Annotated in this window: 18 protein-coding genes; 12 read left to right on the top strand and 6 right to left on the bottom strand. The window is 46.1% G+C overall.

Features of this window, described 5'->3' with window-relative positions; translation table 11 throughout:
• Window positions 1-39: 39 nt before the first annotated feature.
• The 5 genes from R7R24_RS10150 to R7R24_RS10130 are packed head-to-tail and all read right to left on the bottom strand — an operon-like array spanning window position 40 to window position 4,673.
• The gene (locus R7R24_RS10150; protein ID WP_191116138.1) at window positions 40-1,818 is read right to left on the bottom strand and encodes a bifunctional molybdopterin-guanine dinucleotide biosynthesis adaptor protein MobB/molybdopterin molybdotransferase MoeA; all 1,779 of its coding nucleotides are present in this window, start codon (window positions 1,816-1,818) and stop codon (window positions 40-42) included.
• The gene (gene mobA / locus R7R24_RS10145; RefSeq protein ID WP_005377572.1) at window positions 1,815-2,402 is read right to left on the bottom strand and encodes a molybdenum cofactor guanylyltransferase MobA; all 588 of its coding nucleotides are present in this window, start codon (window positions 2,400-2,402) and stop codon (window positions 1,815-1,817) included. The genes R7R24_RS10150 and mobA overlap by 4 nt, the downstream gene beginning before the upstream one ends.
• Window positions 2,380-3,099, bottom strand: a complete 720-nt coding sequence (locus tag R7R24_RS10140; protein ID WP_017634914.1) for an energy-coupling factor ABC transporter ATP-binding protein — start codon at window positions 3,097-3,099, stop codon at window positions 2,380-2,382. Before R7R24_RS10140 ends, mobA begins: the two co-directional genes overlap by 23 nt.
• Before the next feature lie 50 nt (window positions 3,100-3,149).
• Window positions 3,150-3,848: an ABC transporter permease gene (locus tag R7R24_RS10135; protein WP_005389524.1), complete on the bottom strand. Its 699-nt coding sequence runs from the start codon at window positions 3,846-3,848 to the stop codon at window positions 3,150-3,152.
• A gap of 6 nt (window positions 3,849-3,854) precedes the next feature.
• The gene (locus R7R24_RS10130) at window positions 3,855-4,673 is read right to left on the bottom strand and encodes a substrate-binding domain-containing protein (RefSeq protein WP_005389522.1); all 819 of its coding nucleotides are present in this window, start codon (window positions 4,671-4,673) and stop codon (window positions 3,855-3,857) included.
• Between the two features lie 334 nt (window positions 4,674-5,007).
• On the opposite strand from R7R24_RS10130, the gene R7R24_RS10125 reads away from it, so the two are divergent.
• The 3 genes from R7R24_RS10125 (at window position 5,008) to R7R24_RS10115 (ending at window position 10,297) form a co-directional block, all read left to right on the top strand.
• Window positions 5,008-6,459, top strand: coding sequence for a sigma-54-dependent transcriptional regulator (locus R7R24_RS10125; protein WP_017820677.1), 1,452 nt, complete (start codon window positions 5,008-5,010; stop codon window positions 6,457-6,459).
• The gene (locus tag R7R24_RS10120) at window positions 6,449-8,488 is read left to right on the top strand and encodes a cache domain-containing protein (RefSeq protein ID WP_191116139.1); all 2,040 of its coding nucleotides are present in this window, start codon (window positions 6,449-6,451) and stop codon (window positions 8,486-8,488) included. Before R7R24_RS10125 ends, R7R24_RS10120 begins: the two co-directional genes overlap by 11 nt.
• A 216-nt stretch (window positions 8,489-8,704) precedes the next feature.
• Window positions 8,705-10,297 carry an ABC-F family ATPase gene (locus R7R24_RS10115; protein ID WP_017634911.1) on the top strand — a complete coding sequence of 531 codons (1,593 nt, stop codon included), beginning with the start codon at window positions 8,705-8,707 and terminating at the stop codon, window positions 10,295-10,297.
• A 240-nt stretch (window positions 10,298-10,537) separates the two neighbouring features.
• Here the strand turns inward: R7R24_RS10115 and R7R24_RS10110 are convergent, their stop codons facing one another.
• Window positions 10,538-11,362, bottom strand: coding sequence for a formate dehydrogenase accessory sulfurtransferase FdhD (locus tag R7R24_RS10110; RefSeq protein ID WP_017820681.1), 825 nt, complete (start codon window positions 11,360-11,362; stop codon window positions 10,538-10,540).
• A 323-nt stretch (window positions 11,363-11,685) separates the two neighbouring features.
• Here R7R24_RS10110 and R7R24_RS10105 point away from each other — a divergent pair, with 323 nt between their 5' ends.
• From R7R24_RS10105 to R7R24_RS10065, 9 genes are all read left to right on the top strand, one after another.
• Window positions 11,686-12,150, top strand: a complete 465-nt coding sequence (locus R7R24_RS10105; RefSeq protein ID WP_017634910.1) for a DUF3305 domain-containing protein — start codon at window positions 11,686-11,688, stop codon at window positions 12,148-12,150.
• Window positions 12,140-12,769 carry a DUF3306 domain-containing protein gene (locus R7R24_RS10100; RefSeq protein ID WP_053307092.1) on the top strand — a complete coding sequence of 210 codons (630 nt, stop codon included), beginning with the start codon at window positions 12,140-12,142 and terminating at the stop codon, window positions 12,767-12,769. The genes R7R24_RS10105 and R7R24_RS10100 overlap by 11 nt, the downstream gene beginning before the upstream one ends.
• A gap of 308 nt (window positions 12,770-13,077) precedes the next feature.
• A complete protein-coding gene (locus R7R24_RS10095; protein WP_191116140.1) occupies window positions 13,078-14,739 on the top strand; it encodes a 4Fe-4S dicluster domain-containing protein in 1,662 nt (553 codons plus the stop codon).
• Window positions 14,740-14,748: 9 nt separating this feature from the next.
• Entirely contained in the window at window positions 14,749-15,375 is a 627-nt protein-coding gene (locus R7R24_RS10090; protein ID WP_017820684.1) for a molecular chaperone, read from the top strand.
• A 73-nt stretch (window positions 15,376-15,448) separates the two neighbouring features.
• Complete coding sequence (locus R7R24_RS10085; RefSeq protein ID WP_005377542.1) at window positions 15,449-15,649, top strand: twin-arginine translocation signal domain-containing protein; 201 nt, start codon at window positions 15,449-15,451, stop codon at window positions 15,647-15,649.
• Window positions 15,650-15,659: 10 nt separating this feature from the next.
• A complete protein-coding gene (locus R7R24_RS10080) occupies window positions 15,660-18,515 on the top strand; it encodes a formate dehydrogenase subunit alpha (protein ID WP_005377539.1) in 2,856 nt (951 codons plus the stop codon).
• A gap of 11 nt (window positions 18,516-18,526) precedes the next feature.
• Window positions 18,527-19,135, top strand: coding sequence for a formate dehydrogenase FDH3 subunit beta (fdh3B, locus tag R7R24_RS10075; RefSeq protein WP_005377536.1), 609 nt, complete (start codon window positions 18,527-18,529; stop codon window positions 19,133-19,135).
• 14 nt (window positions 19,136-19,149) lie between these two features.
• On the top strand, window positions 19,150-20,202 hold the full coding sequence (locus R7R24_RS10070) for a formate dehydrogenase subunit gamma (protein WP_054576888.1): 1,053 nt from the start codon (window positions 19,150-19,152) through the stop codon (window positions 20,200-20,202).
• Window positions 20,186-20,602: a membrane protein gene (locus R7R24_RS10065; RefSeq protein ID WP_005377532.1), complete on the top strand. Its 417-nt coding sequence runs from the start codon at window positions 20,186-20,188 to the stop codon at window positions 20,600-20,602. The genes R7R24_RS10070 and R7R24_RS10065 overlap by 17 nt, the downstream gene beginning before the upstream one ends.
• Window positions 20,603-20,926: the final 324 nt, after the last annotated feature.

Raw genomic sequence — 20,926 nt, 5'->3', positions numbered from 1 at the left:
AAAGGCCAGACTCGCTGACCTTTGAATTTCTAGTTTGAGCTAGATTCTGCCTTGAAGTGGGATAATTGTCACGCTTTCTCCCGCTTTTACTGTATCAATAGCTGGGGAGATTTCGATCAAACAGTTTGCCTCACTCATTGAGCGCAAAATACCAGAGCCTTGCTTGCCTGTTGTACGAACGGTTAAACGGCCAGTTGCATCCAGTTCATAGACGCCACGGCTAAACTCGGTACGACCTTGTCGAGAGCGAAGGTTTTCAGTCGCGATGGCATTCACTTTCAGAGGCTTCCAGCCTTGTTCGCCTTGCATCTTACGCAGTGCAGGCTCGACAAAGTTAATGAAAGAGACCATCACGGCAACAGGGTTGCCCGGCAGACCAAAGAACGGCTTGTTGTTGATTTGACCAAACGCGAGTGGACGTCCCGGACGCATGTTGATTCGCCAAAAATCGATTTGACCAAGTTTATCCAAGGCAAGTTTGATGTAATCCGCATCACCAACAGATACGCCACCAGAAGTCATAACCACGTCCGCTTGCGCCGATGCGTTTTCCAACGCTTCAATCATTAACTGTTCGTTGTCTTCCAGAATACCGAAATCCAAGATCTCGCAGCCGAGCTTTTCAAGCATGCCCATGATGGTAAAACGGTTGGAATCGTAGATAGAATTCGCTTTTTGCTCTGTTCCCGGTGCTTGTACTTCGTCACCGGTGGAGAACACGGCAACTTTCAATTTGCGGAATACATTCGCTTCACCAAAGCCAAGCGAAGCGATCATGCCCATCTCTGGAGAGGCGAGGCGAGTACCTGCGGTAAAGACGTCACTGCCGATAGCGAGATCTTCACCTGCTTGACGAACGTTTTGGCCTGCTTTGATATTCGCACCGTTAAAAGTGACCTTGTCACCTTCTTGAATGGCTTGCTCACGCATGACCACTGTATCGCCGTTACGTGGTGTTGGTGCGCCAGTCATGATCTTAACTGCTTGACCAACTTCCAGAGGCTGCTCGTAAGCATGGCCCGCCATCACTTCAGCAACCACTTGGTAGCTATCACGGTCAACATCATCACTGCGGATGGCATAACCGTCCATCGCGGAGTTGGTGTATTGCGGCACATTTACTGGTGAAACGATATGTTCCGCAAGAACGCGGCCATAGGCGTTTTCAATCTTGCATGCTTCTATTTCCGAAACCGTGTTCACCAAAGAAAGGATTTTCTCTTGGCCTTGAACCACAGAAAGGAAAGCAGGAGAAAGGGTATCGCAACATGCGGCTTCTTTCTCTTTGTTTTTTGGTACTTTCGCTTCTTGAACATACTGAATAACGAACTGAGCAATCGCTTCAAGATCATTGATGTTCATTTGTGGCAGTTCAGAGTCCAACTCGCCGCCGTCTGAAGCGATAGCGATGATGTTTTCATCGTTTGGATAAAGCCAAGGCTTGCCGACTTCTTCACGGTGCAATTCGATTTTAGGAAACGCGATGTTTTTGCAGCCTTCGACCAAAACCACATCAAGCATGTCTTCATCAAAACGTGTTAATAGGTATTCAAACTCCGCTTCGGCTTCTGGCGTTTCTGTCATTAACGCAAAACGGTTGCGAGAAGCAATCAGCATTTGAGATGCGCCAGCTTTGCGTAAACGGTAGCTGTCTTTACCCGGCTTATCGACATCGAAGTTGTGATGAGCATGTTTTAGCATGCCAATGCGTAAACCTGCTTCAGTCAGTTTTGGCAATAGGGCTTCAAGTAGCGTGGTTTTGCCTGTGCCTGAATAAGCTGCAAAACCAAGAATAGGAATGTTTAGCGTGTGTTTCATGATTCTAATTGTCCAAATTGCGCCAGTTCTTCCGGAGTGTTCAAGTTGACGAAACAGTTTGGTGAGTCGCTAAAGTCAACGTAACTGGTATTGCACTCTTTGTAGAGTAGAATGATTTTGCGGTCGCCACGTTCTAAAAATGCGGTGAGTTTTGGCAGTACGCGCTTGTGGTAGAGCGTAAAAACAGGTTGCTGATGGTCACCATCATGCGCGACCAAAATATCGCTGTCTTCTTTGACAAACTGGCAGAAACGCTCGACAAGGTCGGTGTTAATTTGTGGACTATCGCAAGGTACAAATCCGACCCAGTCAGTTTCAGCATGCATCAAACCCGCGTGAATACCGCCCATAGGCCCAGGGAAATCTTTGAATTGATCACTAAATACGAAACCAAATTTGCTGTACGCATCTTGGTTTCGGTTGGCATTAATTAAAATGCGTGGAGTTTGTGGAGATAAACGTTCAATAACGTGTTCGATGAGTGGCTTCTGATTTAACTCAATCAGACCTTTATCTTTTCCACCCATACGGCTGGCTTGGCCACCAGCCAAAATGACCCAACTAGTTTGTGTTGGTTGAAGCATATGCATTCTCTTGGGATGTTTCTTTTGGTATGACATACAACAGAGGAGACTCTATCAAAGTCTTGTCTTTAATCCACCACTGTTTTTTACATAAGTCGGTCAGTGCGTTGGCCTGATGGCTTGTCACCACGATACTGGAACCACGATCCAAAAGATCTTTCGCCATCACCACCAATCGTTCAATGGATTCTTGGTCTAAAGACGCACTTGGCTCATCCATCAACAAAATCGACGGTTTTAAGATCCAAGCCCTTGCCATGGCAACGCGCTGTTTTTCACCGCCGGACAACACGGAAATATGTTCGTCCGCTAAGGTTTCTAAACCTACCATGCGCAGCGCGTGAATAACTTGAGCTCGCTTATCTTTTTGCGTGTCTTGTTGATATTTCACTCCATAGACTACGTTTTCATATACAGTGCCGTCAAAAAGGTAAGGGGATTGATGGAGATAAATCACATCGACACGACCATTGCGACGCGTCAGTTTTTTCAGCCACGTATCTTTTGGCGCAACAACATCGCCAGTAGAGGGTTTGAGCAAGCCAGCAAGGATTTTGAGTAGGGTAGTTTTGCCCACACCATTGTCACCCTTGAGATAAATGGCATCATTTGGGCCGATGGCTAACTCAGGGATGTGGAAAAGCACACGCTCTTTAAAGCGCATGGATAACTGTTCGGCGGTGATTTTTATAGTCATAATTCGCCTCGACATGGGGTTAATGGTGAGTCGTTTGTTTGCTTCATGTTCTATGTTCTGAGGTAGCCTTTGCCTCTCATACTTGATAAGAAGAAGTTTAGAGCCAACGCTAAAGATAGTAATACAATTCCTAATGCAACTCCTTGCGCAAAAGCACCTTTACTGCTTTCCATTGCGATAGCCGTGGGAATATTTCGCGTCACGCCCATAATGTTACCACCAACCATCATTGAGCAGCCCACCTCGGTCACGATACGTGAAAACCCTGCAATGATAGCCGCAAGTAGAGGAAAGCGGGTTTCCCAAATCATCGTAGCTGCCAAGCGCGGAATGGAGACGCCCAGCGTGATGGCAGTTTCCACTGCACGACGGTCGCTAGATTGTAATGCACCATGCATCATCGATACCAAAACAGGGAAGCAGATCACCATTTGGCCGAAGATCATTGCCTTCTGAGTGAACAGCATTTGCCAGTCTCCCCAAGGGCCAGCACGCGACAGCAACATGTACAGCAACAGGCCAATCACCACGGTAGGGACCGCTTGCAGCGTATTTACGATCGACAACAAAAACCATTTACCGCGAAAGTCGGTATACGCCAGTACAAAGGACATCAAAATAGCCGGCAATACCACTAGGGATATTGCCGTGATAGAAACACTAAAGGAGACCGCAACGATCTCCCATAGGTCTGCATCAAAATTCACCAGTAAGCGAAGCGCTTCCAGTGTTGTATCAGCAAGATTCATATTGCGTTATTTGCTCTCAGCATTCGCAACAAACAGTTGTTTACCGTTTAGGCGGAAACCATTGATAAGTTCCTGTCCGCGAGGGTTTACCAACCAATCACTGAATGCCTTCGCACCTTGGTAGTTAATCGTTGGGTAACGCTCAGGGTTAACAAGAATAACTTGGTACGGGTTAAACAGTTTTTCATCGCCTTGGAACAGAATTTCTAGATCCAATTTGTTTTGGTAAGCCAGCCATGTGCCGCGATCCGTCATGGTGTAGCCTTGCATTTCAGACGCCATGTTTAGAGTTGGGCCCATACCTTGACCTACGCTACGGTAGCCACCAAAGTTCGGTTCGATTTTAGTTTGAGCCCAGAAGCCCATTTCTTTTTTGTGTGTACCAGAATCATCGCCGCGAGAGATGAACGTTGCGTTTTTGTTTGCGATCTCTTTGAATACATCTAACACGCCTTCGTCATTTTTGATTGTTGCTGGGTCAGCTTTCGGGCCTACAATCACAAAGTCGTTGTACATTAGCTTGCGAGGTAAAACGCCGTAGCCTTTCTCAACAAATGCGCCTTCAGCTTTTGGTGCATGTGTCATCACCAAATCTACGTCACCGTTTTCGCCCATTTTTAAGGCTTTACCAGTACCTGCAGCAATAACATCGACTTTGTAGCCCGTGTCTTTTTCAAATTGTGGAAGCAGGTAATCAAGTAAACCTGAATGGTAAGTACTGGTTGTGGTTGCAAGGCGAACGTGTTCTCCGTCTTGAGCAGAAAACGCAGAGTAACTTACAAGCGTGATTGACGTTGCAGCCAGAGTTAGCGCAATTTTTTTCATTTTTATGTGTTCCTTTCCAATGATTCTTTGGAATCTCTCCAGGTTTTAGGGAGAAGCCTTTTTGGACGAGAGCGATTAGCGTAATACGCAAGTTGTCTCAGGGTGTTGGAATAAGCAAACATCAACATCCTGAGATCACTTAAATGCGCTCCGTATCCACCTTATAGCAAACAAGATGCCAACCTTTTACAAGCTTAAAGTGCTTGGTTTATGCACTAAATCATGGGGTTATTTGCATAAAAGTTTGCGTTGGTACAAAATGTCGCACTTTTTGTAGGGTATCTCTGTTTAAACTTGGTACACTCTGTCCCATCGAAATCCATCTGGGGTAAATATGTCTACTCAATCCCATCTTAGTACAAACCAACAATATAGCGCCTTTTCCGTACTGGTCGTCGATGATGAATTAGGCATGCAAGCCATCTTGAAAAAGGCATTGGGTAAGCTTTTTTCACATGTCGATACAGCTGGTAGCATCGAAGAAGCAGAACAACTGCGTAATTCTCGACATTATGATCTGATCTTACTGGATATTAATCTGCCAGGGCGTTCTGGAATTGAGTGGGAAGAAGCGTTTGAAGATGATGACAAACGTGCCGATGTGATTTTTATGACGGGTTATGCGGATTTAGAAATTGCCATTCGAGCGCTACAGCTCGGTGCTTCCGACTTTATCCTCAAACCATTCAACCTTGAGCAGATGTTAAAAGCGGTCAGTCGCTGTATGGATCGCCGTTTGAACGAACGCATGCAGTACGCCATGACACGCGATTACCAACGTCACAATACCTCAGAGATCATCGGCGGCTCAGAAAAAACGCGCCTGCTTAAGCAACTTATTAACCAATTTGCACCATCACGCGCTTCTGTTTTGGTGGAAGGTGAGTCGGGTACGGGTAAAGAGCTAGTTGCACGAGGTATCCACCAGGCGAGTGGGAGAACGGGCCCGTTTGTGCCAATCAACTGCGGCGCGATTGCACCTGAGCTTTTAGAGAGTGAGTTGTTTGGTCATACATCGGGCGCGTTTACCGGTGCAAAAAAATCGCGTGAAGGTTTGTTCCGTGTTGCTAACGGTGGCACCTTATTTCTTGACGAAATCGGGGAGATGCCACTTGCAATGCAGGCATCATTATTACGTGTGTTAGAGCAGCGTACGATTCGCCCTGTCGGTTCAGAAAGAGAGATCAGTATTGATGTCCGTATCGTAGCGGCAACCAACCGAAACCTGCAAGAAGAGGTCAATCAAGGTAATTTCCGCAGTGACCTCTATTACCGTTTAAACGTTCTGAAAATTGAAGTGTGTCCGCTGCGAGAGCGCAAAACCGACTTATTTGAGTTGGTGCCATTTTTCAGCAACATGCTGACGCGCGAGCTCGGTATGCCTGCGCCCAAATGGGCGCACGAGGACATGGAAGCCATGAGTGAGTACGATTGGCCGGGAAACATTCGTGAGCTGAAAAACTTGATTGAGCGTTGTATCTTGCTTGGCAAACCACCTGCACACTATTGGCGAGAGCTGAATGGCGGGCATTCACTGCCTAATGTATCGATTACTGTTTCTCACTCTGCTGAGTTACCAACCTTTAGAGAAGGCAAAGAATTTACTGGCGAAGGCTATCCAAACAGCTGGACGTTAAAAGAAGTCGAGAAAGCACATATTAAACAAGTCGTTAACTTGCATGAAGGCAATAAGTCTGCTGCTGCTCGTGACTTGGGCGTAGCTCGCAAGACCTTAGAACGTAAATACAAAGAATGGGATTCTGAGGATGAGGAATATGCCGACTAACGGCCCACAGTACAAAGGATTGTCAAAATGGACGCACCGTTTTAAAACCATGGTGCGTTATCGCTTGTTATTCTTAACCTCTGCGCCGATTTTCCTCACATTGTTAGCTCTGATCGGCATTACCATTTATTGGTCTATTCATTACACGTGGCAAAATGCGCTGCTTGATGTCTCGGAGCGTCTTGGTGTTGCAAATAACAGCGTAACGTTGTTACAGCAAAAGCAAGCCAATTACGTGCGGGCGTTTGCCGATTCGTACGATTTCCGTATTCGCATTAATCAAGGAACGCCACAAGGTGACCTGCAAAAGTGGGTCACAGAGCAGAAGAAAAGATATGCTTTAGATTTTCTCTCTTTCCAACGCGTTAATTCCATGGAAAACAAATTCCGCTTTATGGATCTCACCAAGCGCGAATCGTTTTTTGATGTACTCAATAAAGAAGAACTCGAACGCCTCGATCCTGAACTCGCCAAACGAGCTGAAGTGCCTATTCTTGCTGATGGTGACAGGGAAGTGCGTGGGTTAGTCAGTCGAACCGTGATTCCGGTATACAGCCAAGCGAACGATTTGATCGGCTTTCTTGATGGTGGTTTGCTCCTTAACAACAGCACAGTGCTGGTGGATCAAATCCGCGATCTCATTTACTTAAGTGATAATGACCGCCTTCGCCCTGTGGGTACGTTGACGGTATTTCTCGATGATTTGCGTGTGAGCACCAACGTTCCTCTAGACAGCGATCATAGACTAGGGCGCGCCATAGGCACTCGCGTGAGCGCAGAAGTGTATAACCAAGTACTTTCGAAGGGTGAACAGTGGGTTGACCGAGCATATGTGTATGACGCTTGGTATATTACGGCGTATCAACCGATCAAAGACCAATACGACAACGTCATTGGTATGCTTTATACCGGTTACCTAATGTGGCCATTCGTTAAAGCCTACATGACCAACATTGCCGAAATCAGCTTGATTACGGTTATGTTATTGCTGGTTTCTGGCGTGATGGTATATCGCGGTTCTTATGATCTGTTTCGACCGATCGAACGCATTCACAAAGTGGTGAAGCAGGTCCAACAAGGTAAAGAAAAACGGATTGGCCCGTTAGGATTAGATGCCGATCATGAACTTGCGCAGTTAGCCAGACAGTTTGATGATATGTTAGACGCGCTAGAAGAGCGCAAAATTGAACTGAAAAACTCCACAGCTCAACTTGAATGCAAAGTTCAAGAGCGTACGGCAAGCCTGAGAGAAAAAACCCAAGATCTTGAGCTGCATATTCAATTGCTTAACCAAACTCGCGACAAACTCGTTGTTCATGAAAAACTGGCAGCATTGGGAGAACTCACCGCGGGGATTGCTCACGAAATTAATAACCCAACCGCCGTGATTCTTGGCAACGTAGAATTGATCCATTTTGAATTGGGTGACGATGCAAGTCGAGTACAAGAAGAAATTGATGCGATTCACGCGCAAATTGATCGTATCCGCAATATCACACGCAGTTTATTGCAATACAGTCGCCAAGGCGGTGTTCAAGATGAAATCACTTGGCAACATGTCAATCCTATCATTGATGAAAGCATCACCTTGGTTAAAACTGGCACCAAGAAACGCGACGTTGAGTTTGTGACTGACCTACAAGCGCATACGTCCGTTGAGATAAACCGTCACCACTTGCTACAAATCTTAGTTAATTTGCAAATGAACGCCATTCACGCAATGAGCGGTAAAGGCATGTTAACAGTAGTCAGTGAAGACTGGATTGACGAGGGAGAAGTGAAAGGAGCCGCGATTCATGTTATCGATGAGGGCTGCGGTATTAAACCAGAAAACTTGAGTCGAATCTTCTCGCCATTTTACACAACGAAACGAGAAGGCACAGGGTTAGGGCTATCGGTCTCCCAAAGTATTCTCAGCCAAACGGGTGGTGAGTTAAAAGCAGAGTCTGAATGGGGAAAAGGCAGTAAATTCAGTATTTATTTACCTAAAAAAGCCGAACTGATCCTAGAGGTGACGAACATCGCTTAGTCACTTTTTTGAAGTATTAATGGAAAAAGAGCCACTGACGATAGTGGCTCTTTTTTGTATTTAATGACGCATTTATGTTTGCGCTTTTGCTTCTTAGAAACCTTACAATGATTTTACTTGGAGTGAATTAATAAAAACAACACTTGCAGTATGTAGCATGAACAAGTACCGTTGCCCGGTTTTTCTAAATACACCCCAATTGCTAAGGTAAAGGTTTTGATCTCCACAGCGAATATTACTCAACAATTCGGCGCTAAGCCGCTATTCGAAAACATTTCAGTTAAGTTCGGCGAAGGCAATCGCTATGGCTTAATTGGAGCTAACGGTTGTGGTAAATCAACCTTTATGAAGATCCTCAGCGGCGAGCTTGAGCAAACCAGTGGTAACGTAAGCTACGATCCAAACGAGCGCGTTGCAAAACTGAACCAGGACCAGTTCGCTTACGAAGAATTTACGGTAATCGATACCGTTATCATGGGTCATAAAGAGCTATGGGAAGTGAAGAAAGAGCGTGACCGTATCTACTCACTTGCTGAAATGAGTGAAGAAGACGGCATGAAAGTGGCTGACCTAGAAGTTCAGTTTGCGGAAATGGACGGCTACATGGCAGAAGCCAAAGCGGGCGAACTTCTTCTTGCGGTGGGTATTCCAATGGAGCAGCACTTCGGTCTAATGAGTGAAGTAGCACCAGGCTGGAAACTTCGTGTGCTTCTAGCGCAGGTTCTATTCGCAGACCCAGATGTGATGCTTCTTGACGAACCAACCAACAACTTGGATATGGACACTATCCGTTGGTTGGAAGACACGCTAAACGCACGTAACTGCACAATGATCATCATCTCGCACGACCGTCACTTCCTAAACTCAGTATGTACGCACATGGCTGATTTGGATTACGGTGAGCTACGTGTTTACCCAGGTAACTACGATGAGTACATGACTGCGGCTTCTCAAGCTCGCGAACGTCTACTAAACGACAACGCGAAGAAGAAAGCACAAATCGCTGAGCTACAAACGTTCGTTGCTCGTTTCTCTGCAAACGCATCGAAAGCAAAACAAGCGACATCTCGTGCTAAGCAAATCGACAAGATCAAACTGGATGAAGTTAAAGCGTCTAGCCGTCAAAACCCATTCATTCGTTTCGAACAGTCGAAAGAGCTGTTCCGTAACGCTCTGATTGTTGAAAACCTAAGCCAAGGATTCGAAGAGGACTTGTTCTCAGACTTCAATGCAATTTTTGAAGTGGGTGAGCGCGTTGCGATCATCGGTGAGAACGGTGTGGGTAAAACAACACTTCTAAACACGCTTGCTGGTGTGCTTGAACCGCGTGCGGGTGAGTACAAATGGTCTGAAAACTCAAACATCGGTTACTACGCGCAAGACCACGCGCATGACTTTGCAGAAGACATGAACCTAACGGATTGGATGGGTCAATGGCGTCAAGAAGGTGATGACGAGCAAGTCGTTCGTGGTTTCCTAGGTCGTATGCTGTTTGGCCAAGACGACATTAAGAAGTCAGTAAAAGTACTGTCTGGTGGTGAACAAGGTCGTATGCTGCTTGGCAAGCTGATGATGCACAAGCCAAACATGTTGCTAATGGACGAACCAACCAACCACATGGATATGGAATCGATCGAATCTTTGAACACTGCGCTTGAGCAATACAAAGGCACGTTGTTCTTCGTATCTCACGACCGTGTATTCGTAGACTCACTAGCAACGCGTATTATCGAAATCCGCGATGGTAAAATCACAGACTTTAAAGGCACTTACTCTGAGTTCCTAAAATCTCGTGGTGTTGACGCGTAATTACTCGCAAAGCGTTTAAAAAGCAAAAGCCTCGCTATTTAGCGAGGCTTTTTTGATATTTGGCCTTAATCCTTAAACTGACCGGTTATATACGCATAGAGCCCGACCACGCCAAAGGTAATAATCATAGAAAGCATGATACCGCTGGGCGTAAGCAGAAAATTCCACAATTGGTCATTATTCATAGTCCACATCCTCTGTGAATCCGCATTATTGGTTTTAGTTTACACTGAAAAGGTGTTATTGGTTGCCTTTTACATCAAATTCAACCTTGTCGGCTCCTGTAAACACTTGGAAGCGCAAACCTTTCGCACGCGCAATGGTTGTAATACCAAATTGCTTCGCTAGATCTAACCCCATTTGAGTAACGCCAGAGCGAGAAAGCAGAACAGGAATGCCCATTTGAGCCACTTTAATCACCATCTCTGATGTAAGGCGACCAGTTGTGTAGAAAATTTTATCTTCACCTGTTTCTTCTTTGAGCCACATCTCACCTGCAAGTGTATCCACTGCGTTGTGACGGCCGACATCTTCCACAAATGACAACACTTCATTACCTTTGCAAACCGCACAGCCGTGTACTGCGCCCGCTTTTTTGTAGGTGTCGTTGTAATGAGTTAACGCTTCCAGCGCAGAATAAATTTCTGACTGCTTAAGAGGAACTTGAGGCACTTGATAATTTTCAAGCTGCTTCATCACGTTGCCATACATAGTGCCTTGGCCACAACCTGAGGTGACGGTTTTCTTTTTCAGGGCGCCTTCTAAGTGTTCAGTGTTTTCTTTAGTAATCACCGCTGCGGAATGCGTTTCCCAGTCAATAATAACGGATTCAATCGCGGCTGGGTCGGACAGGAAGCTTTGGTTTTTTAAATAACCCAGTACTAGTGCTTCTGGACGCGAACCTAGCGTCATGAGCGTGACCACTTCTTTCCAGTTCAGCATGACCGTAAGAGGACGCTCGCACGCGATTTGCTTTGTCAGTTTTTCGCCGTACTCGTCGTACACATCGACTTCAATGGTTTGCAGGGGATTTTCACTGGTTTTAATAATGTTTGGTTTCAGCACAGTCGTGTCCTAGTGATTAAGAGCGTTAGGTTGCTACGCATTTTAGCTTGTTAAGTGGCTAGCAAATCTCATTCCAAAATAGCGGTTCCCACAGAAATTGCGAGGTTTTATGTCAACAATGCATTAAAACTGCGAGTTCGCAGTAATGACACATCAATACATTTGAGTTTCGTCTAGTTTGGTACTTATAGCCTGAGGGAGTATATAGACTAAGTTATATCAGCTTGGCGCGTTTATTGCTTCGAAGACAATAAAAATGGTCGAAAACGGGGGCAAAATGTCCTGTGTGTTTTCAGACCAAAAATAGAAAGACTGGTTGAGTTATGTCGGATAAGAAAGATTTCGAAAAAAATTACGAAAAGACTGAGGATACATGGCCAATCGGCGTAGAGCTTGTTGAGCATGAGATCAGTACAGGGATTTGGGTGACAACCCAATGGCAGTTGACAGGATTTGCGCTGAATCCGACGGAAGAGACTCCAGATGTTTGTCCGTTGCAATTACATAAAGATGAACGTACAGACTACCGCTTTAACTTAAGCTCTCTGCAACCTAAACTCTTTTTAGTGATGGATAACGTCGAGTCTGGTGAAAAACCAGCGATACAGTTACTGACGGCTTCACAATCTGTTGCGGCGCAATATATGGATGGTGATAACCTTGTACTATCTAACGATATGCCGTTAGCCGTTCAGGCTTGGATGGAAGCCTTTATCGGTCGCCACGGTGAGTTGTTAGAAGTAAGACGTAAGAAACGCAAAGGAGCGGGCAGAGCAAATGGCAACTAGTTTTTTAAGCCGTTGGTCGAAACGTAAGTTAGAAGAATCTTCCCAACATGATGAAGAGATCACGCCGATAGCAGAGACGGCGCAATCCGAAGATAGTGTCACAGCGCTTTCAAACGCTGACGAAAGCTCAGATGCTTTGAACGTCAATGAGGATAGTCAGGCTCCAGACATTACCGCGAGTGTAGAGACTGAAAAAACCGAAGAAATGTCTGTGGCGCAACTGCTGGTTTCTGAAGCCTCAGAAAGCGTCAAGAAAGCTGCGCTGCGCAAAATGTTCTTGTCCGAAGAATTTAACGTGCGTGACGGCCTAGACGATTACGATGATGATTACAGTAACTTAAAGTCACTTTCTCAAGACGTCGCTGAGACGCTGCGTGATTGGGTTAAAGACAAAGTGGAAGACGAACCAGACGCTGAAACTGCGCAAGGGTCTGAGCTTAACGTTAACGATATCGCATCTGGGGTAGTTGAAGACGCAGAGTCAAACACCGACAAAAGTGGCCAAATTACTCAATATGAAAATGAACTGTATATAAATACAGTTCCTGGCGAAAGTGATACTTTTGCTGAAGAATCACAGCCTAACGAGGTGAGACAAAATATACCACACAAAGAATAGGTACATTTTGACTAAACACTCAATGAGCCGGCTGAGACAAAATGTCTCAACCGGTTTTTTTATCCCTACTATTTGTCAGTAAAATTGATAACCTATTGATTTTTAGTTGATATTTTATTGGCATGACACTTGCTATCTGTTGCTCAATACCAATCTGGTTGAAGTTAGTACGGACGCACTGCGTAGTATTCATCGCCTATAGATGGCGGAATAAGAATGCTCATTGATAAGTTAATCAGCAGAATCTCCGGCGCTAACTACACTAAGAGATGGAAAAGACTATCCATGTTCATAAATGGAATTGAGCAATGCTGAAACAATTATTAGAACAAGCAACTTCCAATAACGGTAAAGCGAGGCTGTACGCTTTCGAAAATACCGTAGAGTTGACCAATCTTATTCCACCAACCGTAAGCTATGAAAGCGGTGGTAATACTTTGATTGTGGGCCCAACAGCAATCATCGAAAGTGCGGCAGCGCAATTGTCGCAAATGAACAGCCTAACGCTGCTTTCTACCGATGGCGAAAAGGGCACAAATCCCGAGCTTTATTACGCCAATTCGGTTCAGGTTTCAGGGTTCTTAGGTACGTTTGAAGTTCTGATTGAAAATCATGGTTCGACCAACAATCTTGCCAAGGTCGCGATCAATAGCGATTGTTTCGATATCGTACTCGATCTTTGCCTTAACAGCTGCATGTCGGAAGAAGTCCCAGTACCGGGCTACTACCCAGTAGGTCGTGGCTATCCGAAACTGGCTGAAGCGTTGGAAGAGATTCCAACCTTAATGGGGACGTTCGATAAACCGAAATTCTTCCGTTTAGATACCGATTTATGTGCACACAGCTCTCGTGGCGTAAAAGGTTGCGAACGGTGTGTGGATGCTTGTCCGGCAGGGGCACTATCGAGTGAAGGCAGCGACAAAACGGGCCATCGCATCGAGATCAACCCATACCTATGTCAAGGCGTGGGTACTTGTGCTACAGCGTGTCCGACAGAAGCGATTCATTACGCACTGCCAAACCCTGAAGATACGCAAAAGTTTATTGAACGTACGCTCGCCAACTATGAGCAAGCGGGTGGTTTAGATCCTATCGTATTGATTTGCAGTTCTCGCCACGAGAGCTACAACGTGATGGCACTAAAAGCACTGCCAGATAATGTGATTCCAATTGTGGTGGAAGAACTGCCTTCGGTTGGTATTGATACTTGGTTCGCCGCGCTTGTGAATGGTGCTACTCAGGTGCTGTTTGCGGCTTCACGTTTTATGCCTCAAACCATTATTCGTGTGCTTAATAGCGAAGTAGGTATTGCTCAAGAGCTGCTCGGTCAGCTTGGTATCGCCAATGAAACCATCGACATTCTGTATCTAGAGTCACTACGTGAAGGTGCTCCGACACTTTGTACCGAGTCTTTTGATTTGGCATTAGGAGACTTGCAAGGCAACAAACGTCAGCGTCTATTTACGGCGTTGGATGCGTTGTCCGCATCACGTATTCCAGTTGAGAACATTGTTGAACTTCCAGCGAACGCACCTTACGGCACAGTCTCTTGTGAAAGTAAAGGTTGTACGTTGTGTATGAGCTGTGTGGCGGTGTGTCCAACACGTGCATTGCATACGGACGGTCGATCTCCGTCGCTTAAATTCGTCGAGCAAGACTGCATTCAATGTGGGCTGTGCGAGAAAGCGTGTCCAGAGAAAGTGCTGACGCTTACTCCTCGTATGAACTGGGTGAAAGAAGAACGCCAGAAAGCGGTTGTGATTCATGAAGAAAAGGCAGCCGAGTGCATTCGTTGTCACAAGCCCTTTGCTCCGCAATCGATGATCGACATGCTACAAAACAAGTTACGCGGTCACTCTCATTTCTCTGATGAAGCGGCGATCAATCGTATCGCGATGTGTGAAGACTGCCGTGTGATCGACATGTTTGAGTCGATGGCAGAAGACCCAATGAAACAATTAAAATACTAGGAGCTCGCAGTGGACACACAACAAGAACAAACACTGAGAACAGACATTTATCTCGTTCTATCTGCACTTTTTCGTAGTGCGCCTAGTGATGAAATGCTGGCGTTCCTGAAATCGCTAGAAATTGAACCGTCTGAGAGCGCGATGCAAAAAGCTTGGCTCGCACTGCAACAAGCCGCGAACGAAGCGCAGCGAGAAGCGTTAGAAGAAGAATATCAAGATCTGTTTATTGGCATTGGACGTGGTGAAGTTGTGCCATTCGGATCTTGGCATCGCACTGGCTCGATGATGGAAAAACCGTTAGCGGAAATTCGTCGCGATTTGGATCTTTTAGGCATCGAACGAGAAGAGAACGTGAAAGAGCCTGAAGACCATATTTCTGCACTGTGCGAAGTGATGGCAATGCTGACAGGTGAAGAGGAAGAACTTCAACAAGCGGTGTTTAACAAACACATTGCTCCTTGGTTCCAATCTTTTACGCGCCAACTAGAGAGCGCCGAAAGCGTGAACTTCTACAAGCCAGCTGCACAGCTTTGCGATGCATTTTTAACGTTAGAGCAAGTCCGCTTTAGCGTGAACACCAAAAGCAGTAAGAACAAATTAAAAATTGATGTGAAAAACGTCACTGATTACGAGTAATCGAGCAGTACTTGGTCATATCGATAGAGAGGCATGAGTCTCCAAAGATCTACCGTAAGGTAAGGAAGCAATGATGAAAGATAATAAAGAAATAAACACAAGCCGTAGGGATCTCCTAAAAGGCTTCACAACCGCTGCCGTTGCCGGTGCTGTTGTTGCGGGAACCACGAAAGTGGCCGTTGCTTCAGAAACGGTTGAGCCTTCTGAAAACGACGTGAAGAAGAAAGGGTATCGTGAAACTCAACACATTCGCGATTACTACGACACACTTTAGGAGATAACGGATGAAACTTGTCAAACGCTCCGACAGTGTGAGCAAAGAAACGAACCAGCTTGGCGTATCTCGTCGTGCATTCATGAAAAACACTTCGCTTGCCGCTGGTGGCGCAGTGGTTGGTGCTAGTCTATTCGCACCGGGAATGATGAAAAAAGCGCAAGCAAAATCAGTCGATCCAGAAGCGAAAACAGAAGTAAAACGTACTATCTGTTCTCACTGTTCAGTGGGTTGTGGTATTTACGCAGAAGTTCAAAATGGTGTTTGGACGGGTCAAGAGCCTGCATTCGACCACCCATTTAACGCCGGTGGTCACTGTGCAAAAGGTGCAGCACTGCGTGAACATGGCCACGGTGAGCGCCGTCTTAAATACCCAATGAAGCTTGAAAACGGTAAGTGGAAAAAGCTTTCTTGGGATCAAGCGATCGAAGAAATCGGTAACAAGGTGATGGACATCCGTAAAGAGTCCGGCCCTGATTCGGTTTACTTCTTGGGAAGCGCAAAGCATAGCAACGAACAAGCGTATTTGTTCCGAAAAATGGCATCACTTTGGGGTACGAACAACGTTGACCACCAAGCGCGTATTTGTCACTCAACAACCGTGGCGGGTGTAGCGAATACTTGGGGTTACGGTGCGATGACCAACTCTTTCAATGACATGCACAACTGTAAGTCGATGCTATTCATTGGTTCAAACCCAGCTGAAGCACACCCAGTAGCGATGCAGCACATTCTGATCGCAAAAGAGAAGAACAACTGTAAGATCGTCGTAGCGGATCCTCGTCGTACACGTACGGCAGCAAAATCGGATCACTATGTCTCACTTCGTCCTGGTTCTGACGTAGCATTCATTTGGGGTGTGTTGTGGCACATCTTCGAAAACCAATGGGAAGATAAAGAGTTCATCCGTCAACGTGTATTCGGTATGGATGAGATCCGTGCTGAAGTGGCGAAATGGACGCCAGCAGAAGTTGAGCGCGTAACAGGCGTAAGCGAAGAAGACGTTTACCAAACAGCAAAACTGCTTTCTGAAAATCGCCCGGGCTGTATTGTTTGGTGTATGGGTGGTACTCAGCATACTACTGGTAACAACAACACACGTGCTTACTGTGTGCTTGAGCTAGCGCTTGGAAACATTGGTAAATCAGGCGGCGGTGCAAACATCTTCCGTGGTCACGATAACGTACAAGGCGCAACCGACCTTGGCGTGCTCTCTGACACGCTACCGGGCTACTACGGCCTTTCTGAAGGCGCTTGGCGTCATTGGTCAAAAGTGTGGGAAATCGATTACGAATGGATCAAAGGTCGTTTCGATGACAACGCTTATAGCGGTCAGAAACCAATGCACAGTGCAGGTATTCCTGTATCTCGTTGGGTTGATGGTGTACTGGAAAACAAAGACAACATTCGTCAACGCGAAAACATCCGTGCAATGTTCTACTGGGGACACGCAGTGAACTCTCAAACACGTGGTGTTGAGATGAAAAAAGCGATGCAGAAGTTGGACATGATGGTGATTGTGGACCCATACCCAACGGTTGCTGCGGTAATGAACGACCGTACCGACGGCGTTTACCTGCTTCCTGCAACAACACAGTTTGAAACACACGGCAGCGTTACCGCATCTAACCGCTCTCTACAATGGCGTGATCAGGTGATTGAACCTTTGTTTGAATCAAAACCAGACCACGAAATCATGTACCTGCTTTCGAAGAAACTGGGCTATTCCGATCTTCTGTTCAAAAACATCCGTGTTGAAAACAACCAGCCGGTGATTGAAGACCTAACGCGTGAATTCAACAAAGGCATGTGGACGATTGGTTACACAGGCCAAAGCCCAGAGCGTTTGAAAGCGCACCAACAAAACTGGCATACGTTCCACAAAACCACATTGGAAGCGGAAGGTGGCCCTGTCAACGGTGAAACCTATGGTCTACCTTGGCCATGCTGGGGCACACCAGAAATGAAACACCCAGGTACACACATTCTGTACGATACGTCTAAGACGGTTGCAGAAGGTGGCGGTAACTTCCGTACGCGCTTTGGTGTGGAATTTGAAGGCAAGAGCCTTCTTGCAGAAGACAGTTATTCGAAAGGCTGTGAAATCAAAGACGGTTACCCAGAGTTCACTGACAAGTTGTTGAAACAACTTGGTTGGTGGGACGACTTAACTGCTGAAGAGAAAGTGGCAGCAGAGGGTAAAAACTGGAAGACTGACCTTTCTGGCGGTATTCAGCGTGTCGCGATCAAGCACGGTTGTATTCCATTTGGTAACGCGAAAGCGCGTGCGATTGTTTGGACGTTCCCAGACCGTGTGCCACTGCATCGTGAACCACTTTACACACCACGTCGTGACCTTGTAACGGATTACCCAACTTGGGAAGACAAAGATGCAATCTTCCGTGTTCCTACGTTGTATAAATCCATTCAAGAGCAAGACAAATCGGGCGAGTACCCAATCGTTCTGACTTCTGGCCGTCTGGTTGAATACGAAGGTGGTGGTGAAGAGACGCGTTCAAACCCTTGGCTTGCCGAGCTTCAACAAGAAATGTTTGTTGAAGTGAACCCGAAAGACGCGAACGATCTTGGCTTTAGAGATGGTGATGATGTTTGGGTTGAAGGTGCAGAGAAAGGACGAATCAAGGTGAAAGCGATGGTAACACGTCGTGTGAAACCTGGTTTGGCGTTCATTCCGTTCCACTTTGGCGGTAAGTTCGAAGGTGAAGACCTACGCCCTAAATACCCAGAAGGTACACAACCTTACGTTGTTGGCGAATCGGCTAACACGGCAACCACTTACGGTTACGACCCGGTTACCTTGATGCAGGAAACCAAAGTAACCCTATGTAACATTCGTAAAGCGTAAGGAGTCTGACAATGGCACGAATGAAATTTCTATGTGACACCAAACGCTGTATCGAGTGTAACGGCTGTGTTACTGCATGTAAGAACGAAAACGACGATGCGCTTGAATGGGGCATTCAACGTCGCCGCGTGGTAACACTAAACGACGGTGAAGCTGGTGAAAACTCTATCTCTGTTGCTTGTATGCACTGTACCGATGCGCCTTGTATGGCAGTTTGTCCAGCTGATTGTTTCGAACATACCGAAGACGGCATCGTTCTTCACAATAAAGATCTGTGTATCGGTTGTGGTTACTGTTTGTTTGCTTGTCCGTTTGGCGCACCTCAATTTCCTAAACAAGAGGCGTTTGGTGAACGTGGCAAAATGGATAAATGTACTTTCTGCGCGGGCGGCCCAGAAACAGAGCCTGGCTCTGAGGAAGAACGTCAAAAATACGGTGCGAACCGTATCGCAGAAGGCAAGTTACCGATGTGTGCATCGCTTTGTTCAACCAAAGCGCTGCTTGCGGGTGACGCAGAGAAAGTCTCTGACATTTTCCGTCAACGTGTGGTAGAACGCGGCGCGAAAAACGCAGGTTGGACAGACGGAAACGATCTTTCTTACGATGCGACGAAAAGCTAAGTAAGGAGAGGCACATGTTAAACACGCTTAAACGTGCATCTCTAGCAATGTTGTCAATGATGACGGCATTGCTGCTGTCTTTTGCAATGCCTGCTTCAGCAGAGGGACAATCTTCTAAAGTTATTCAACAGGAGATCACGCAACTCGCCGGGGCAGACTATTGGCGCGAAGTCAGAGAGGGGCAAGAAGGCTACACCACGTCTCAATCGCCAGAACATGGCGTATTGATCAGTAAACCTGGTGAGACTTGGTACATTCTAAAAGAGAAATGGATGTCTCCTGCTGGTGCTGTCGCGATTTTCGGCAGTATTGCAATGGTAATCATGGCTTACGTATTCGTTGGTCCTTTGATGCTTAGCAAGCCGCGTACTGGTAAAAAAATGAAGCGTTGGTCTCGTTTAGACCGCGCGCTTCACTGGAGTATGGCGTTTACATTCTTAACGCTGGCATTCAGTGGTTTGATGCTGGTTTACGGTAAGCACTTCTTAAAACCGTACGTTCCTACTGAGTTCTGGGGCTTTATCGTCATGTTGGCGAAGCAGTACCACAATTACATGGGACCATTGTTCTTCATTTTACTGATGCTCGTGCTCTTTAAATGGTGGCGCAAGTCGATTCCAAACATGACAGATGTTCGTTGGTTTATGAAAATGGGCGGCATGGTTGGTAAACACAAAGGCACACATCCGTCAGCTGGTTTCTCAAACGGTGGTGAGAAGGCAATCTATTGGTTGTTAATCTTCTTTGGTGCTATCGCGGCAGTGAGTGGCTTAGTTCTGGACTTTCCTATCTTTGGCCAAACTCGCCGTGACATGGAGCTTTCTAACTTAGTTCATGCGATTTCGGCGCTGATTCTAATCTGTGGCTTTATCTTCCACATCTATATTGGTCTATTCGGTATGGAAGGTGCGCTAGAAGGCATGGTGACAGGTGAAGTTGATGAAACATGGGCGAAAGAGCATCACGATCTTTGGTATGAGGAAGTGAAGTCCAAAGAAGCGATGGGTGAAACAGATACGGCACAAACGGAAGTAAAAGGAGCGAAAGCGAATGAACAAACCTCATAACGGGATTTGGGTTGCGTACATCCTGAGCTGTCTGACCCCGTTTACGTTTCTGATCTCAGGCGTTATCGCAATTATCTATGCGGGTTACCGATTAGATAAGGGAGAAGACAGCGACGTAGTGATTTCTCATTACTACGGTTTAATTCGCACCTTCTTTCTCTACCTGACGTTTTTTGTTGTGTTGATCGTCACCGTCGCGACTTCTAACGGTGTACTCGTTGGCGTGAGTGATTATTGGTTGCATAGTACTTTGCTTGAAACCATCGCTTACTTTATTCCTTGGGTAGGGATGGTGTTTGCTGCATTAGCCATCTTGGTGTGGTTTATGCGAATGTTTCAAGGGATGCAGCAACTGCTCAATAACCAACCACACAGACCATCGACAGGTCCAAACCTTTAATCAGTATTCTTTAAGCAAAACCGCCGTAATAGGCGGTTTTTTTGTTGCTGTTTTGTCTCAAATATGAAGCGTTGAGTCGCAGTGGTGATACTTGATGCAACTTATTGAGTGAATTTACGTAACTGGGCAGAAAATCATAGTTAAGTAAGAAACATGTAAAAAAATCGCGTCACGATGAGACATTAGTCTCACTCACGCTATTGTTCATTTACTCAGGATTCATCGTCCCGTTAAAGTACGCTGCGCTCAGAAATTCAAAGAGTTGCATACGTGAAAATTGCCATCAATACATTCAGTCTACGCATACAGAGGAATCTCTATCGG

It is taken from the genome of Vibrio sp. 704 (assembly GCF_033339295.1).
The sequence above is the reverse complement of the archived record's forward strand: the minus strand, read 5'-3'. Positions and strand labels throughout refer to the sequence as shown.